Source organism: Curtobacterium sp. VKM Ac-2865 (assembly GCF_015350905.1).
Taxonomy (GTDB): domain Bacteria; phylum Actinomycetota; class Actinomycetes; order Actinomycetales; family Microbacteriaceae; genus Curtobacterium.
Genome location: NZ_JADKRZ010000007.1, coordinates 1 through 18186, shown reverse-complemented (window position 1 = coordinate 18186; position 18186 = coordinate 1). Strand labels below are relative to the sequence as shown.

At 73.2% G+C, this 18186-nt stretch carries 8 protein-coding genes, 1 tRNA gene and 1 other RNA gene; 4 read left to right on the top strand and 6 right to left on the bottom strand.

What is annotated here, in order from left to right:
* Positions 1–146: 146 nt before the first annotated feature.
* Both ITJ54_RS15790 and ffs read right to left on the bottom strand, forming a co-directional pair.
* On the bottom strand, positions 147–7709 hold the full coding sequence (locus tag ITJ54_RS15790) for an Ig-like domain-containing protein (protein WP_194629915.1): 7563 nt from the start codon (positions 7707–7709) through the stop codon (positions 147–149).
* A gap of 171 nt (positions 7710–7880) precedes the next feature.
* Positions 7881–7977, bottom strand: an RNA gene (ffs, locus tag ITJ54_RS15785) — signal recognition particle sRNA small type.
* Between the two features lie 38 nt (positions 7978–8015).
* On the opposite strand from ffs, the gene ITJ54_RS15780 reads away from it, so the two are divergent.
* Positions 8016–8690, top strand: coding sequence for an NAD(P)H-binding protein (locus ITJ54_RS15780; protein WP_194629913.1), 675 nt, complete (start codon positions 8016–8018; stop codon positions 8688–8690).
* A 388-nt stretch (positions 8691–9078) separates the two neighbouring features.
* On the opposite strand, the gene ITJ54_RS15775 is transcribed toward ITJ54_RS15780, so the two are convergent.
* The gene (locus ITJ54_RS15775; protein WP_194629911.1) at positions 9079–10275 is read right to left on the bottom strand and encodes an acetate/propionate family kinase; all 1197 of its coding nucleotides are present in this window, start codon (positions 10273–10275) and stop codon (positions 9079–9081) included.
* Between the two features lie 61 nt (positions 10276–10336).
* Complete coding sequence (gene pta / locus ITJ54_RS15770; RefSeq protein ID WP_194629909.1) at positions 10337–12496, bottom strand: phosphate acetyltransferase; 2160 nt, start codon at positions 12494–12496, stop codon at positions 10337–10339.
* A gap of 122 nt (positions 12497–12618) precedes the next feature.
* Between pta and ITJ54_RS15765 the strand changes: the two genes are divergently transcribed.
* Both ITJ54_RS15765 and ITJ54_RS15760 read left to right on the top strand, forming a co-directional pair.
* Positions 12619–12706, top strand: a tRNA-Ser gene (locus ITJ54_RS15765).
* A 317-nt stretch (positions 12707–13023) separates the two neighbouring features.
* Entirely contained in the window at positions 13024–13584 is a 561-nt protein-coding gene (locus ITJ54_RS15760; RefSeq protein WP_194629907.1) for a hypothetical protein, read from the top strand.
* 38 nt (positions 13585–13622) lie between these two features.
* Here ITJ54_RS15760 and ITJ54_RS15755 read toward each other — a convergent pair whose 3' ends face one another.
* Both ITJ54_RS15755 and ITJ54_RS15750 read right to left on the bottom strand, forming a co-directional pair.
* Positions 13623–15665 carry a helicase HerA-like domain-containing protein gene (locus ITJ54_RS15755; RefSeq protein WP_194629905.1) on the bottom strand — a complete coding sequence of 681 codons (2043 nt, stop codon included), beginning with the start codon at positions 15663–15665 and terminating at the stop codon, positions 13623–13625.
* Between the two features lie 281 nt (positions 15666–15946).
* Complete coding sequence (locus ITJ54_RS15750) at positions 15947–17203, bottom strand: multidrug effflux MFS transporter (protein WP_323741758.1); 1257 nt, start codon at positions 17201–17203, stop codon at positions 15947–15949.
* Positions 17204–17382: 179 nt separating this feature from the next.
* On the opposite strand from ITJ54_RS15750, the gene ITJ54_RS15745 reads away from it, so the two are divergent.
* The gene (locus ITJ54_RS15745; protein WP_194629904.1) at positions 17383–17964 is read left to right on the top strand and encodes a TetR/AcrR family transcriptional regulator; all 582 of its coding nucleotides are present in this window, start codon (positions 17383–17385) and stop codon (positions 17962–17964) included.
* Positions 17965–18186: the final 222 nt, after the last annotated feature.

The following is an 18186-nucleotide window of genomic DNA, read 5'->3' as shown; positions in this document are numbered from 1 at the left end:
CGGCCGACAGCCGGAGGCCGCTCTCCACAGGTCGCCCCGGGCCCTGGGACGGGCACCTACGGAGGTGCCGGGACCCGGGGACGGCAACGCGCCTCCCGGCCGTCAGGGCGACGGTCGGGAGGCGCGGTGCGGGTCGTGCGGTGGCGTCAGCTCCGGCGTCGGCGCACGCCGCGCGCCAGGCGCGACAGGCCGAGCAGCAGGAACCCGAGGACCACCAGGCCGCCGGCGGTGGCGGCGAGCGGGGCGACGTCCGCGCCGGTGAAGGCGAGGTCACCGCCACGTGTCCCCTGGCCGGTGGTGCCGCCGGTCGTGCTGCCGCGCACCCCCGAGCCCGGCAAGTCGGTCCCGCCCGTGCCGGCCCCGCCCGTGGCGATCCCACCCGTGCCGGGGAGACCAGGCTGTCCCGGCTGACCCGGTGCCCCGGGGAGACCGGGCTGGCCCGGGTCCGTCGGCTGGCCGGGTGCGGTCGCCGCTGCGTCAACCATGAGCGTCCACAGCCGAGGCGCCGAGGTGGCGCCACCGACGGTCTGGGTCGCCGAGAGCCGGTGCGTGCCGACGGTCAGCCGGAGCATCACCGACCAGGAGCCGTCCGCGTCGGCCGTCGTCGTGACGGGATCCCCGTCGTCGGCCCAGACGCTGACGGTCGCGCCCGGTTCGGCGGTCCCGGTCATCATCCAGTCGACCCAGCCCGCGCTGCCGGCGGTCTGGTGCGCACCCGACAGCGGTGACGTGACCGCGAGCGGGTCCATGGCGTCGACCTGGATCGGCACCTGCTGCGACGCGGAGTCGACACCGGCGACCGACTGGGTCGCGCGGATGGTCCACTCCCCCTCGGCCACGCGGTCGAACACCACGCTCCAGTCACCGTCGGCGTCGGCCTTCGCGTCGCGGACCTGCCCGGTGGAGAGCCGGACCGTGACCGCGGCACCCGGGGTGGCGTGGCCCGTCACCGTGAAGGTGGCCGTCGAGCCGAACCCGGAGGTGGCGATGAGCTGGCCGGGCGTCGGCGACGTGATCACCACGTCGGTCGGCTGGGCGACCACGACACGGACGTCAGCGGTCGCCGGGTCGGAGGTGCGTCCCCCGACCGTCTCCGTGACGGACACCGTGTGGGTGCCCGGCGACACGTCGTCGACGGTCACCGTCCACGAGCTGTCGTCGCCGGCGACGGTGGTGACCGTCTGGCCGTCGAGCTCGACCGTGACGCTGGCCCCGGGCTCGGCGGTGCCGCTGACCGGGACGGACGCGGAGTCACCCGTGACCGGGAACACCTGGCCGTCGGTGGGGCTCGACACCGTCACCGGCGTCGCGGCGACCACGGAGAACCCGACCTCGGGCGCGGTGCCGTCACGGCCGCCGACCGTCTGCGTCGCGGCGATCGTGTGCGCTCCGGTGCCGATGCCCGGCACCGTGACGCGCCAGGCGCCGTCGGTGTCGGCCGTCGTCGTGACCGCCGTCCCGCCGTCGATCGACACCGACACCGCGGCGCGGGGCGCTGCCGTGCCGGTCACGACCACGCCGGTCGGACCGCCGAGCACGCGGTACACGGTGCCCGGTGCCGGCGAGGTCACGACGATGCTCTCCGCGTCGGCGACCACGACGGTGAAGCCGCGGCCGACCGGGTCGGACGTCGTGCCGTTGACGACCTGCGTCACCGACAGCTCGTGAGTGCCGGCGCCGAGGCCCGCGAGCGTGGTCGTCCAGCGGCCGTCCGTCCCGACGGGCACCTCGACGGGGTCGCCCCCGTCGGCGACGACCATGACGGCGGCGCCGGGCTGGCCGGTGCCGTTGACCACCACGTCCGTGCCGGTGGTGCCGGCCGGGACGGTGATCGTCGAGCCGGCCGTGGGGGCGTCGATCGCCAGGGTGGTGGCACCGGCGACGGTGAACCGGGACGTGACCGGGCTCGACGTCGACCCGGCGACGGTCTGGGTGGCGCGCACGGTGTGGCGTCCCGTCCCGACCCGGGCGAAGTCGACCGACCACGTGCCGGCGTCCGTCGCGGTGGTGCTCCGCACGGTGCCGTCGTCGAGACGGACCCGGACGGTGGCGCCGACCGCGGCGGCACCGCTCGCGGTGACCGTGGTGGTGGAGTCGTCCTGGGCGACTCGGATCGTGGACTGGTCCCCGGGCACCGCGATGGTGATCGGGTCCGCGACGACGACGTGCACCGGCACGGTGACCGGAGCCGACTCCGTGTCGCCGATGCGCTGCGTCACGGACACCACCGGGTCACCGGCTCCGATGCCCGCGACGTCGACCGTCCACCGGCCGTCGCTGCCGACGGTCGTGGACTCGCTCCGGCCGCCACCGAGGTCGACGACGACGTTCGCGCGGGGCTCCGCGGTGCCGCTGACCTGGATCGTGGTGGTGGCGTCGGCGTCCCCGACGGGGAACACCGCGTCGGTGGTCGGTGCGCTGACCCGGACGGGCGCGCCGGCGACGACCTCGAACGTCGAGGTGACGGGCGCCGTCGACGTGGAGCCGCCGACGGTCTGCGTGACGCTGACGTCGTGGTCGCCGACGCCGAGACGCGGGACCTCGACCGTCCAGGTGCCGTCCGTGCCCGCGGTGACCTGCACCGGGTCGCGGTCGTCCACCGTCACGGTCACGGTGGCGCCCGGCTGGGCGTCACCGGCGACGACGACCGTCGTGGTCTGGTCGCCGTCGGCGACGGTGACCGGCTCGTCGGCGTCGGGCTGGCGGATGGTCAGGTCGGCCGCCGCCAGGACGGTCACGGGGCGTTCGACCGCCGCGCTCGTCGTGCCGTTCACCGACTGGGTCACCGACGCGGTGTGCGAACCGGTGGGCACGTCCTGCACGGTCGTGTCCCACGAGCCGTCACCCCGCACGGTGGCGGTCGCGGAGCCCCCTGCGCCGAGGTCGACCGTCACGGTGGCACCGGGCTGGCCGGTCCCCGCGAACCGGACGTCGGTGGTGGCGTCGTCGTCAGCGACCGTGACGCGGGTGGCGCCGGCGGGGTCGGTGACGGTCAGCCGCGCTCCGGCGACCACGGAGACCGCGACGGGCCCCGCTGCCGAGGTCTGGCCGGCGAACCGCTCGGTCGCGGTGACCCGCAGGTCGCCGACCGGCCGGTCCTCGAAGGTCCAGGACCAGGTGCCGTCACCGTCAGCGGTGACGGTCCGGGTGGAACCGTCGGAGAGCCGGACGGTCACGGACGCGCCCGGCTGCGCCGAGCCTCCCGTCCGGACGTCAGCCGTGCCGGTCGCGTCCGCGACGACGAGTCGGGTGCCGTCCGTCGGCGTCGTGATGGTGACGTCGTCGGCTGCCTGCACCGAGACGGTGCGGTCCGGGCTGGAGGCCGTGGTGCCGTTCACCGTCTGCGTGGCGGTGACCGGGTGGTCACCCACCGGCACGTCGGTGAACGTGACCGTCCAGGCACCGTCGGCGTCCGCGGTGGTGGTGGCCCGGTCGTCAGCGAGCTGCACCGAGACCGGTGCGCCTGCTGCTGCGGTGCCGGAGACGGTGACGTCGCGCGTGCTGTCGGCACCGATGACGTACAGGACGGCGTCGGCGGCCGGGCTCGTGATCCGCACGGGGTCGGCGGCGACGATGGACACCGTCCGCTCGACGGGCACCGAGGTGTCGCCACCGAGCGTCTGCGTGACGGACACCGGGTGCTCGCCCATGGCGAGGTCCGGGAACGTGACCGTCCACGTGCCGTCGTCGCCGACGGTCACGGTCTGGTCCGGGGCTCCCGGGGTGGTCGCGGTGACGGACGCGCCGGGCTGGGCGGTGCCGGAGACGGTGACGTCGGTGGTGACGTCCTCGCCCGCGACGGTGGTGGTGTCGTCGGCGCCCGGCGTGGTGATCCGGACCGGGGCCGCCGTGACGACCTGGAACGTGATCGGCAGGGCGCTGGTGTCGACGCCGTTGACGGACTGCGTGGCGTTGACGGTGGAGGTGCCGGTCGGCGGGAGGTCCCGCGCGGTCACGGCCCATGCGCCGGTGGAGGCGTCGGCCGTCGTCGTGAGCCGAGCACCGCCGACGGAGACCGCGACGGCTGCCCCGGGCTCCGCGGTGCCGGTGATCCGGACGTCGGTCGTGGCGTCCTCGTCGACCACCACGAACCGGAGACCGGTGGGCGGGGTGTCGATCGTGATCGCTCGGCCGGGCACGACGGTGAAGTCACGGTCGACCACTGGGCCGTCGGTCCCGTTCACGGTCTGCGTGGCGGTCACGGTGTGCGCGCCGATCGGCAGCGAGGTGCCGCCGGTGGCCGGGGCCGTCCAGCGGCCGTCGGGTCCGGCGGTGACCACGATCGGGTCACCGTCGTCGAAGCGCACCGTGACGGTGGCACCGGACTGGGCCGAGCCGCTCGCGATCACGGCCGCGGTCGCGTCGCCACCGGCGGGGACGTCCTGCTGCGCGGTCGGGGTGTCGATCCGCAGCGCGACGCCGGCCGCGACGGTGAAGTCGCGGTCGATCGCGGTGCTCTCGGTGCCGTCCACGGTCTGGGTGACCGAGACGGTGTGGTCGCCCGTGCGGACGTCCGGCAGCGTGACGCGCCACGTGCCACCGGTGGTGGCCGCGGTGGTGGTCAGGGGCGTGCCGTCGTCGAGGACGACGGTCACCCGAGCGCCGGGCTCGGCCGTGCCGGTGACCGGGACGTCGATCCGCGAGGAGGCCTGCGCCACCGTCGTGGTCGATCCCTGGGTCGGGGCGGTCACGGCGAGGGGCGTCGCCGTGCGGACGGTCACGACCTGCTCGAGGACCGGTGAGGTCGTGCCGTTCACCCGCTGCGTCGCCGCGATCGTGTACCGACCGACGGGGACGTCGCGGACGGTGACCGTCCAGTCGCCGTCGTCGTCGGCCGTGGTCGTCGCCGTCAGGCCGTCGCCGAGGTCGACCGCCACGGCGGCACCCGCCTCGGCCGTGCCGGTGATCGGCAGGTCGGTGCGCTGCCCGAGGACGGTGACGACGTCGCCGTCGGCCGGGTCGGTGATCGTCAGGGCGTCACCGGCGGCGACGGTGAAGGTCGAGGTGACCGGACGCGACGTGGAACCGCCGACCGTCTGGGTGGCCGTGACCGTCCTGGGTCCGACCGGGACACCGCGGAAGGTCGTCGTCCAGGCGCCGTCGTCGTCCGCGGTGACCGTGGCGGCGAACGCACCGCCGATCGAGACGTCGACCCGGGCGTCGGGCGCGGCGGTGCCGCGGACCGTGACCGGGGTGGTCGAGGACGCGTCGGCGACGGTGATGGTGCTGTCGTCCGCCGGCGCCGTGATCCTCAGCGCCGGAGCGGCCGTCACCGAGAACGCGCGGGTGACGACGGCACTCGTGGAGGTGCCGACTGTCTGCGTGACGCGGGCGGTGTGGTCACCGACGGGGACCCGCTGGAGCGTCGTCGACCAGGAGCCGTCGGCGTCCACCGTGGTGGTGGCCGTGCGACCGGCACCAGCGTCGACGTCGACCGTCGCGCCGGGCTGCCCGGCGCCGGAGACGCGGACGTCACGGGTGGCTGCGGCGTCGGCGACCGGGAACCCCTGGCCGGCGGTCGGGGTCGTGACGGTCAGCGGCGCTGCCTGCACCACGCGGAACGGCCGCTCGGTCGGTGCGGAGGTCGCGTCGCCGACGCTCTGCGTGACGCTGGCGGTGTAGCTGCCGGCAGGGACGCCCGGCACGGTGACGGACCACGCCCCCGTCTCGTCGGCGGTGCCGGTGGCCGTGCGGCCGGCACCGAGGTCCACGGCGATGGTGGCGTTCGGCGTCGCGGAACCGGCCACGGTCACCGGGGCCGAGGCGCCGGCGATGGTGAAGGTCTGACCGGTGGTCGGCGTCGTGATCGTCAGGGCCCGCTGGGCGACGACCGAGAAGCCCTGGGTCGCCGTGCCGGCGGCCGCACCACCGACCGTCTGGGTGGCCGTCGCGGTGAAGGTCCCGGTGGGGACACTCGCGACGGCGGTGGTCCAGGTGCCGTCCGCGGCGACCGTGGCCGTGGCGGTGCGGCCGTCGCCGAGGTCGACCGCGATCGCGGCGCCCGGGTCCCCGGTGCCGCTGACGGTGATCGAGCGGGTGGCGCTCGTGGTCGGCACGCTGAACGACTGGTTCGCGGTCGGCGCGGTGATGGTCACGGGAGCGACGGCAGCCGCTCGCACGGTCGAGGTCGCGAGGTCGACCGTGGAGACGTTCGCCCCCGGCAGGATCGCCAGCCGCATGGCGTGGACGCTGCGGGTGCCGGCGTCCGAACCACGGCGGTCGCGGAACCCGGTCGTGGAGTCCTGCGCGTTCACGGTGATGTCGATCACCTGGCGCAGCAGCAGCACCGCGGGCGAGAGCAGTCGCGAGACGACCGTGGTCGTCGCCGTCAGCGTGGTCCCGAGCGTGGTGAGGGCGTCCCCGGTGAGGAGCGGCGCGGCGACGGCGCGGACGCCCGGGATGAGCGTGGTGGTCACGACCGGGGTGACGAGCGGCAGCAGCGCCGAGCCGAGGAGCCCGAGGCCCGATGCGGTGACGACCGGCGTGCCCGTGGTGGTGCCGAGGACCTGCCCGAGGGTGGTCGCGACGGTGACGGTCAGCGGTGCCACCGGCAGGCCGGCGATCGTCGCGTTCGCGGTGACCCGGATCGTGATCGCGGTCGAGTTCACCGTGTTCACCACGGCCGTCTGCAGCGCCGTCGGCAGCTGGCGGCCGAGGATGTCCGCGATCGCCGTGTTGATCGAGGTCACCGCCTGCTGCGTCAGCACCGGGGTGTTCGCGGGCTGTCCGTTCAGCGCCGTGAGCTGGTCGAGGTCGACCGTGACCGCGCCCGTCGACGGGGTGAGCGTGACCGCCCCGGACGTGAGCGGCTGCGCGAGGACCTGCGTCAGCGTGTCGTCGAGGTTCAGGTCGACGGTCGCCCGCGCGGTCGTGCCGTTGAGCGACACGAGCCCGAGCCCGGACAGCGCCCCGGTGAGGCCCGTCGTCAGGTGCCCGGTGACGCCCGAGAGCGCGCCGTTGGACCCGAGCGTGGAGTTGACGCCCGACGAGAACGTGCGGAGGTCGCTGCGGAGCGCCGTGGTGAGTCCGGCGACCGCGGGGCTCTGCAGGCTGAGCTGCGCGTTCGCGATCTGGTAGTCGCTCGTCGTGGTGACCGTGGAGCCACGCGCGGCGGAGATCGTCGACGCCAGTGCCCCGACGGTGAGCCGCCCGTCCGCGAGCACCGACGCGTCAGCACCGACGCGGGACAGCAGCGGGTTCAGGTTCACGGTCGCGCCGGACCCGTTCGTGCCGGAGCCGACGCCGATCGCTCCGTTGCCGGTGACCGCCCCCGAGGACGCCGTGGCGCCGGTGGCAGACGTCGTGGCGTACTGCCCCGCGACCCCGAGCCGCAGGATGCCGTTCGACCCGAGCAGGTCGATGTCGTTCCCGAGGTCGACGTTGAGCGCGTTCAGGGCCGTGACGTCGAGCGGCTGGTTCGTGGTCCCGCCGCCGCTCGTCGTGCCTCTGGCCGAGTAGGCCCCCGCGAGCTGTGCCAGGGTGTCGACGTCGACGATGCCCGACCCGCCGAGCAGGACGGCTTCGCCCTCGGTCAGGTCGGTCGGGGCAGCAGCCGCTGGCTGGATCGCCACGGTCGCGGCGATGAGCGCGGTGACCGTGGCAACGACACCACGGCGGAGCAGCAGCCGTCGGTCACCGCGGGAGAGTCGTCCTGTCCTGTCGCCGGTCCCGTGCGTTCGGGTACCACGAAGCGACACGTGCTTGCGCATGTGTGTTCCTCATCCTGACGGGCACGCCCGTCACCTGATCCTCGGATTCCCCCCGGTGGTGAGCCGGAGGGGCTGATCCTCCCGATGGTGCGTCGGGAGTGGTCGGGACCCTGGTTGGGGGTTCCTGGGATGATCTTCACACACGATCGGGACGTTGTCCCGCACGGACATGAAAAAGACTCCTCACGCACCCGTCAGAGCCAGGTTGCCCTTGCTGCGTTTCCGCCCTGGGGGAGTTGGCCTGGATGGCGTCACGTGAGGAGCCGCCGAGAAGTCTACCGGATCACAGGGGGCAGGATTGACGGCATGAAGATCGCCATCGCCGGAGGACACGGCCAGATCGCCCTCCTCCTCGCCCGACAGCTCACCGACGCCGGACACCAGGCCATCGGCATCGTCCGGAACCCCGCCCACGTCGCCGACGTCGAACAGACGGGTGCGACCGCCGTGGTCGCCGACCTCGAGCAGCTCGACGACGACGACCTCGCCCTGCGACTGCGCGGGGTCGACGCGGTGGTCTTCGCCGCCGGGGCCGGTCCGGGCAGCGGGGCCGAGCGGAAGCTCTCGGTCGACCGCGACGGCGCAGTCGTGCTCGCGGACGCCGCGGTCCGGTCGGGCATCGAGCGCTACGTGATGATCTCCGCCATGGGCGCCGACACGTACGACGCCACCCGGGCCGTGGTGCCGGCGCAGGACGAGGACGCGGTCTTCCAGGTGTACCTGCGCGCCAAGGCCGAGGCCGACGCGAACCTGCGGGCTCGGCGCCTGCGGTGGACGATCGTGCGCCCGGGCGGGCTGCTCGACACACCGCCGCAGGGCACCGTCACCGTGGGTCGCACCGTTCCGCGCGGGTCGATCCCCCGCGCCGACGTCGCCGCGGTCGTGCTGCACGCGCTGCTCGACGACAGTGCGGTGGGTGTGCAGTTCGAGGTCACGAGCGGCGACACGCCGATCCCGGCGGCGCTCGCGGCGTTGGGCTGAGGCCCGCGCGGGGCGGCTGCGGGTGCGGCCCGCCTGCGGCTGCGGCTGCCGCGGGCGCGGCTGCGGCTGCGGCTGCGAGACACCCCCGTCCGCGCGAGACGCCGGCGTCTCGTGCAGCGCCAGCAGCGAGACACCTCTGTCAGTGCGAGACACCACGGACTCCTCGAGACGCCGCAGTTTTCGGCGGCGTCTCACACGTGCCGCGGTGTCTCGTCGAGACGCCGGCGTCTGCGCGAGACACCCCTGTCCGCGCGAGACACCGCGGAGTCCTCGAAACGCCGCAGTTTTCGGCGGCGTCCCACACGGGAGGCGGTGTCTCGCCGAGACGCCGGTGTCTCGCTGGGACGCCGGCGTCTCGTCCTGGGACGCCGGCGTCTCGCGCCCGCCGCTACAGCGCGACGGCCGCCGACTGCCGGGCGATCTCGAGCTCCTCGTTCGTCGGGATGACCAGCACGGCGACCCGCGAGGAGTCCGTCGAGATGATTCGGGCGTCCTTCGCGTGCAGCTCGTTGCGGTCGTTGTCGATCTCGATGCCGAGGTGCTCCAGCCCGGCCAGCACCCGACGACGCAGCAGCGCGTTGTTCTCCCCCACGCCCGCCGTGAAGACGACGGCGTCGAGTCCGCCGAGCTGCGCGGTGTACGCCCCGACGTACCGGCGGATCCGGTGCCGGTAGACGGCGAGCGCCGCCTCGGCCGTCTCGTCGCCGTCGATCGCCGCGGCCTGCACGTCGCGCATGTCGCCGTTGCCGGTCAGGCCGAGCAGGCCGGACTGCTTGTTCAACATCGTGTCGAGGTCGTCGAACGACATCCCCGCCTCGCGGTGCAGGTGGATCAGCACGGCCGGGTCGAGGTCCCCGGACCGGGTGCCCATGACGAGTCCCTCGAGCGGCGTCAGCCCCATCGAGGTCTCGATCGACCGGCCGCCGTCGATCGCCGCGGCCGAGGCGCCGTTGCCGAGGTGCAGCACGATCGTCTTCAGCTCCGACAGCGGGCGGTCCAGGAACACGGCGGCCTGCTCGGAGACGTACTTGTGGCTCGTGCCGTGCATGCCGTACCGGCGGATCTGGTGCTGCTCGGCGAGCTCCGCGGGGATCGCGTACGTGTACGCGTGCGGCGGCATCGTCTGGTGGAACGCGGTATCGAACACGGCGACGTGCGGCACGCCGGAGAACACCTGCTTCGCGGCGCGGATGCCCTCGAGGTTCGCGGGGTTGTGCAGCGGCGCCAGGCTCGACAGGGCGTCGATCTGCCGCTCGACCTCGTCCGTGACGATCGTGGCGGCGTCGAAGGCCGTGCCGCCGTGGACGACGCGGTGCCCCACGACCGACGGCGGGTGGTCGTCGAACGACGGCCCGACCTTCGCGAACGCGTCGATCATCGCCTGGAAGCCGGCGGCGTGGTCAGGCACCGAGGCCGAGTCGTTCGACGAGGACTCCCCGGTCAGCGCGTTCGTGTGCTTCCACGCGCCCGTGGACTCGCCGATGCGCTCGACGAGCCCGGACGCGAGCTCGCGCTCGCCGTCGAGCTCGATGAGCTGGTACTTGAACGAACTCGATCCGGAGTTCACGACGAGTGCGGCGGTCACGGTGGCTCGCTTTCTGTGCATGGCCCAAGGGCCGGTCTGGAGGCTCGGGTGGCGTCGGCGCTCAGCGAGCGCTGGTCGCGGTGCCGGTGGGTGCTGCGGGGTCGACCGACGTGCTGGCGGCCGTCTGTGCGGTGCCCGCCTGGATCGCGGTGATGGCCACTGTGTTCACGATGTCGCTGACCAGTGCCCCGCGGGACAGGTCGTTGATCGGCTTGCGGAGCCCCTGCAGCACCGGCCCGATCGCGACTGCGCCGGCGGACCGCTGGACCGCCTTGTAGGTGTTGTTGCCCGTGTTGAGGTCCGGGAATATGAAGACCGTCGCGTGGCCGGCGACCGGCGAGTCCGGCATCTTCGTGCTCGCGACCGTCGGGTCGGCGGCGGCGTCGTACTGTATGGGCCCCTCCACGAGCAGGTCCGGTCGACGCTCCCGCACGAAGGCGGTGCCGGCGCGGACCTTGTCGACGTCCGCTCCGGAGCCACTGTCCCCCGTCGAGTAGCTCAGCATCGCCACGCGGGGCTCGATGCCGAACTGGGTGGCGGTCTCGGCGGAGGAGATCGCGATGTCGGCCAGCTGCTCGCTGGTCGGGTCGGGGATCACCGCGCAGTCGCCGTAGACGAGCACGCGGTCGGCGAGCGCCATCAGGAACACGCTCGACACGATCGACGTGTCCGGACGGGTCTTGATGATCTCGAAGGACGGCCGGATGGTGTGCGCCGTCGTGTGCTTCGCGCCGGAGACCATGCCGTCCGCGAGCCCGAGCTGCACCATCATCGTGCCGAAGTACGAGACGTCGGTCACGGTGTCGCGGGCGAGCTCGATGCTCATGCCCTTGTGTGCGCGGAGCTTCGTGTACTCCTCCGCGAAGCGCTCACGGAGTGCGGGGTCGAACGGCGACACGAGCTGGGCTGCGTCGAGGTCGAGCCCGAGCTCCGTCGCCCGCGCCCGGATCGCCGCAGGGTCACCGAGGATCGTGAGCGCACAGACCTGACGCTGCAGCAGGGTCGAGGCCGCGCGGAGGATCCGGTCGTCGTCGCCCTCGGGCAGCACGATCCGCGTGCCGTACTCGCGCGCCCGGTCGAGCAACCCGTGCTCGAACATGAGCGGCGTGACGACGCCCGACGGGGTGACCTGGAGTCGGGCGAGGAGCGCGTCGGCCTGCACGTGGCGCTCGAACAGCGACAGCGCCAGGTCGGCCTTCCGCGGGGAGTCCGCCGCGAGACGACCGCGGGTCTGCGTGATGCGCAGGGCCGTGTCGTACGTGCCGAGGTCGTTCGTGGCGATCGGCAGCGAGCTCGACAGGCCCTCGAGCAGCCGCGTGATCTGCGGGGCCGTCTCGAACCCGCCGTTGAGGATCACGCCGGCGAGGCTCGGGAACGTGTCCGACTGGTTCGCCAGGAGCGTCGCGATGAGGACGTCGTTGCGGTCCCCGGGCACCACGACGATGCCACCCTCGATCAGCCGCGGGAGCACGTTCTCCATGCTCATGCCCGCGACGACCGTGCCGAGGGCCTCGCGGTCGAGCAGGGCGTCGTCGCCGCGGACCAGCGTGGCCTCGGTCGCGGCGAGCAGGGCGCGCACGGTCGGCGCGACGAGGACCGAGTCCTCGGGGATCGCCCACACGAGCGTGTCGGGGTGGTGGTCCTGCACGGCCGCGGACACGGCGTCGCAGATCGCGGGGAGTGCGTCGGGGTCGGCGCGGTTGACGACGATCCCGAGCAGCTGGGCGTGTGCGGCGCGGAGTTCGCTCGTCGTGACGTCGGCGACCTGGCCCATGTCCGCGGCGGTCCTGGCACCGCGTTCGGCCGAGTCGCGCCCGCCGAGGACGAGGAGCACCGGTGCGCCGAGGTTCGCCGCGACCTTGGCGTTGAAGGAGAGCTCCGTGGGGCTGCCGACGTCCGTGTAGTCGGAGCCGAGGACCACGACGGCGTCGCACTGCCGCTCGACCTGGGCGAAGCGGCCGACGATGGTGGCGAGTGCCGCGTCCGGGTCGGCGTGGACGTCGTCGTACGTCACGCCGACGGCGTCGTCGTACGACTGACCGGCGGCGGTGTGCTGGAGCAGGAGCTCGAGCACGTAGTCGGGTTCCTCCACCGAACGGGCGACGGGCCGGAACACGCCGACGCGTCCGACCGTGCGGGCGAGGGTCTCGAGGACACCGAGCGCCACCGTGCTCTTGCCCGTGTGTCCTTCTGCTGACGTGATGTAGATGCGGGTCGACACGGGTCCAGGCTAGCCGTGCCGCTGCCGTGCCCTCTGGGAACGGATCGACCTGTGGAGAGCGGTGGTCGTCCACACCCCGGAAGACCTGTACCATGGGGTGTCGTCATCGCGAGATGGCACCAGGAGAATTCGCCTAGTGGCCTATGGCGCACGCTTGGAAAGCGTGTTGGGTGCAAGCCCTCGGGGGTTCGAATCCCCCATTCTCCGCCACGAAGAACAGCACGACCGGGAGCGCACGAGTCCACCAGGGCACGTGCGCTCTCGTCGTTCCAGGCGAGCTGCAGCCCCGGTCTCCGGCGATGACGTGTCACAGTCCCCCACCCTGCGGACCACGCTGAACCCCGCTTCCCCAGCGCTCCCCCAGAAGGGTGGACAGATCGGTCGCAGCGGCCGAGACCTCCCCTATGCTGCCGGTACGACGCATCCGAGAGCCGGGTGGGTCGCGCACACGTGGACGGCAGGGGCGCCGTTGCGGAGCGTCCTCGACGGCGCGCTCCGGGTGCACCCGAGGGGACGAGGAGACGGCCGTGGGGGGAACGACGGCGGCGACGGGTCCGGAGCCCGTGACGTTCGACGTCCTGGTCCGTCCGCGGGTCGCCCTCGTCCGGTCCACGGCGCTGAGCATCGTCTTCTCGGCGGTCCCGCTCGCCGTCGCCCTGCTGTGGGTCTCGTTCCCGCTGCGGCTCTGGGCGCTGGTCGCCACCGTCGTCGTCGTGCTCGCCGTCGCTGCCGGTGTGGTCTTCGTCCGACTCCGGTCTGCCTTCGTGGGGATCAGCCACGACGGCGTCATGGTGCGCGGAGTGCTGACGCCGATGCGGTCCGTCGGCCGTCCCTGCGTCGAACGTGTCGTGCTCGCCACCACCTTCGGCAGCTCCATCGACCGGACCACGCGGGTCCTCGTGGCGTACGGCCCCGACGACCGGCACCTCTTCCGGATGCGCTCGGACGTCTGGGGCGACGCCGGGCTCGACCGAGTCGTCGACGCCCTGGGCGTCCAGGTCACGGAGCTCACCCGTCCGCTGCCCGCGCGGGACTTCGCCCGGCGCTACCTGCCGCCGCGGCCGGCCGAGCGCCGCAAGCCCTGCTGACCGAGGCTGACCCCGCGGCGAGGTGACCTGCCGGTCGATCAGCGCCGTCGACGCAGGGTCGAGAAGATCCCCTGCACGACCTCCTTCGCGATCGCCTGACCCAGTCCCCCGCCGAGCAGGTCGGACAACGGGTCGCCGGTCTTCCGGGACGACGTGGTCCGCGACCGCGACGTGGAGCGCCCGCGTCGCTGCGCAGCCGTCCGCTCGGCCTGTTCGAACTCGCGCTGCGTGCGCTCGTACTCCCGCTGCGCGGCGGTCCGTTCCCGGGCCTCCTGCTTCGCCTGTGCGGCGGCCTCCTTCGCCGCCGTCGCAGCGGCCCGGGCGGCCTCCTTCGCCGCTTCCGCCTCCGCTGCTGCCGCCTGCTTCGCGGCGTCGTCGGCGGCGGACTGTGCCGCGGCGGCCTCCATGCGGCGGGCGAGGACCTCATGGGCGGACTCGGGGTCGACGGGAGTGCCGTACGTCGCGAGGAGCGGGGAGGAGGCGACCCGGGCCTCCATCTCGGCTGCCGGCATGGGGTCCATGGAGCCCTGCGGTGCGCGGAGCCGTGTCCAGGCCACCGGGGTGGGAGCACCCTGCTCGTTCATCACGGTGACGATCGCCTCACCGGTGGCCAGGGACGTCAGGACCTCGCCGAGGTCGTACTCGCTCGTGGGGTAGGTGGAGACGGTCGCGCGCAGGGCCTTGGCGTCGTCCGGTGTGTGCGCTCGGAGCTGGTGCTGCACGCGGGAGCCGAGCTGCGCCAGGACGTCGTTCGGGACGTCCTTCGGCGTCTGCGTGACGAAGACGATCCCGACGCCCTTCGACCGGATGAGCCGCACGGTCCGGACGATCTGCTCGAGGAAGTCCTTCGACGCGCCGCTGAACAGCAGGTGTGCCTCGTCGAAGAAGAACACCAGCTTCGGCTTGTCCTGGTCACCGACCTCCGGCAGCTCGTTGTACAGGTCCGCGAGCAGCCACATCAGGAACGTCGAGAAGACCTCGGGCTGGTCCTGCACCCCCGGCACCTCGAGCAGGCTCACGATGCCGCGCCCGTCCGCCGCCGTCCGGAGGAACACCTGCGTGTCGATCTCCGGCTCGCCGAAGAACCGGTCGGCGCCGCGGTCGGCGAACGTGACGAGCTCGCGCAGGATGACCCCGGCCGTCTGCTTCGACAGTCCCCCGAGGTCCGCGAGTTCGGGCTTGCCGGCATCGCTCACCAGGAAGGTCAGCACGCTCCGCAGGTCGGCGAGGTCGACGAGTGCCAGCCCGGCACGCTCGGCGTAGTGGAAGACCAGCCCGAGCGACGACTCCTGGGTGTCGTTCAGCCCGAGCACCTTCGACAGCAGCAGCGGCCCGAAGCCGGACACCGTCGCACGGATCGGCACGCCGGTCCCCTGCCCGCCGAGCGAGTAGAACTCGGCCTGGCTGGCGGCAGGGCTCCAGTCCTGTGCGATGCCCGCGGTGCGCGCGAGGAGCTTGTCCGAGGCCTGCCCGGCGACGGCGAGCCCGGACAGGTCGCCCTTCACGTCGGCGGCGAACACGGGGACGCCGTTCGCCGCGATCTGCTCGGCGAGCAGCTGCAGCGTGCGGGTCTTGCCGGTGCCGGTCGCACCGGCGACCAGGCCGTGCCGGTTCAGCATGCCGAGGGGGATGCGCACCTGGACGTCGGGGCGCACGGCACCGTTGACCAGGGCCCCGAGTTCCAGCGCCGTGCCGGTCACCGTGTAGCCCGCCCGGACGGCGTCGACGGCGTCCGCCCCGAGCGGCCCGACGGGAGGCTCGGTGGCGGTCGGCAGCGCGGCCGCCGGGCCCGGGGTGGTCCCGCCCGGCGCCGCTGGGACGTCGGTCGCGGAGGTCACGTCCGGCGCGGGTACCGCCGTCGCCGGGGCCGCGGGGACGCCGTTCGCGGAGGTCGCGTCCGGCGCCGGTGCCGGCGCGGAGTCCGCTGACGTGGGTGCCGCCGCCGTGGATGCCGCCTGGGCCAGTGCCGCGGCGAGCTTCTCGGCCCGGGCGACCGCCTGGTCCGCGAGGCGTCGTGCCTCGTCCGCCGCTGCCCGCGCTGCCTCCGCCGCTGCCCGTGCCTGCTCCACCGCGTCGCTCATGCGCTCAGCCTAGGGACGCCGCTGACCCGGCGGTACGGCCCCGCGGAGAGTCCGTCCTCGAACGACAAGATCGTCGTCGTACGACAACGATCTTGTCGCGGTTGCCACGAACGCGTCGGGCTCGTCGCGCCGAACGACACGATCGACGTCGCACGACAACGGCGGTGTCGTTCCGAGTCGGTCCCCGCCGCACCGCACCCGCCGCACCCGTCGGTCCCCGCCGCACCCGCCCGCCGCACCCCGCCCGCACCTCGCCGGTCCCCGCCGCACCCCGCCGGACCTCAGTGCGACAGCGCCGGCACCGTCCGCGGCCGCACGACGAACCACAGCAGCAGGATCGCGACCGCCGCCGTGGACGCCATGACCGCCGCCATGGGTGCAGCCTGCGTGATCCCGAGCCATCCCACGATCGGCGAGATGAGCCCGGCGACGCCGAAGTTGAGCGCTCCCAGGACCGAGGCGGCGGTGCCGGCCTCTTTCCCGTGGGAGGCGAGCCCGATGACCTGTACGAGCGGGAACGAGAACCCGCACGCGGCGATGAAGAACCAGAGCGGGACGAGGACCCCGACGAGCCCGGCGCCGAGCAGGTCGAGCACGATGATCGCCGTCGAGGCCAGGAACAGCGTGGCCGTCGAGCACGCCAGGATCCACTGCGGACCCACCCGCTGCGCGAGCCGTGCCGAGATCTGCACGCCGAGGACGACCCCGACCGAGTTCACCGCGAAGAGCAGCCCGTACTGCTGCGCGTCGAGGCCGTAGACGCCCTGGAACAGGAACGGTGACGCGCTGAGGTACGAGAACAACCCGCTGAAGACCATCGCCCCGATGAGCGCGACTCCGACGAAGATGCGGTCCGAGAAGAGCGCCCGGTAGCGCTGGCCCATCGTGGAGTGGCCGGCCTCCTGACGACGAGCCGGCGGCAGCGTCTCGACGATGAGCAGGATCGACGCGATGACGACCGCCAGGCCGTAGCAGGCGAGGAAGACGAAGATCCCGCGCCAGCTGGTGAACCGCAGCATCTGCGACCCGATGAGCGGTGCCAGGATCGGTGCGAGCCCGTTCACCATCGCCAGGCGCGACAGCATCCGGACCAGGGGCTTCCCGCCGAACAGGTCGCGCACGGTGGCCATCGCGACCACGCCCCCGGCCGCGGCGCCCATGCCCTGCAGGACGCGGAACAGCCCGAGCACCTCGATGTTCGGCGCCGTCGCCGCCCCGATCGACGCGGCGATGTGCACCGTCGTCGCGATGATCAGCGGCAGACGACGGCCGACCTTGTCGCTCCAGGGGCCGACGAGCAGCTGGCCGGCCGCGAACCCGAGCGTCGTGGCCGTCAGCGTGAGCTGCACAGCGCCGTCGGTCACCCCGAACTGCTGCTTCAGCGCCGGGAACGCGGGCAGGTACAGGTCGATCGTGAACGGGCCGAGCGCGGTGAGGGCTCCGAGGACGAACACGTAGACGAGCCGTTGGGCCCGGGAGAGCGAGTCCCCCGGGTGCAGGATGACTCTCAGCGAGCCGGTGGTGGCGGGCGCGGTCACGACAGGTCCTTCGGCGATGAGGGGTGGTTGCGAGTGGTGATCGCGGCCACGCTCGAATCGATTCGGCCGCGGTACCATCCTACGCACCGACTCCCGCCCGCGACACCGCCGCCCCACCTGCGGTAGCGTCGGCATGCTCGGGAGTCCGGGCGACCAGGACGGAAGAGGGGGTGGGCGTCATGGTGGACGCTCGGATCCTGCACACCACGGCTGCCCTGCGTGAAGCGATCCTGCGACTCGCGACGAGCCGTCCGGTGTCCGAGATCACGGTGGCGGACGTCACCCGCGCCGCCGGGATCAACCGGGCCACGTTCTACTCGCACGCCGTCTCCCCCGGCTCGCTGCTCGCCGACGTGCTGACCCCGGAGCTCGACGACATCCGTGACGAGGACGCCGCCGCACGACACACCGCTGCGGAGCAGGGGGCGGACGCCGAGGAACTCGCCGCCATCACGCGCCGCGGCATCAACGCGGTCGTCGAACACGTCGTCACGCACCGGGACATCTACGCCAAGGCCCTGCCCGACCCGAACGACGGCTCGCTGCACCGGCTGCTCGTCGAGCACTTCACCGTCTCGAGCGTCCGGCACATCGAGGCGCTGGACGCCGCCGCGCGTCCGGAGCTCCTCGACGACGTCGCCGCCGGTTTCGTCGCGCAGGGCTTCGTCGGTGCGATCGAGGCCTGGCTCGCCGGCCCCCGACGCTCCCGCCGCGCCCTCGTCGACACGATCACGCGGTCCTTCCCCGCGTGGTGGAGCTGACGCACCCGTCTCGGACGCCCGCTCCGACCCGGCACGGTGCGCGGTCTCCCGCCCCGTACGAGGTCGACCGCGTGGTGCGACCGTACAGACCCGCACCGAGTGCACGACCTCGCACCAGCCGCGCCAGCACCGGCGCCAGCCGCGCACGCACCACGTGACGGACGGGAGGCTCGGTGCCAGCTGGCACCGAGCCTCCCGTCCGTCACGACCCGGCCGTGGGGC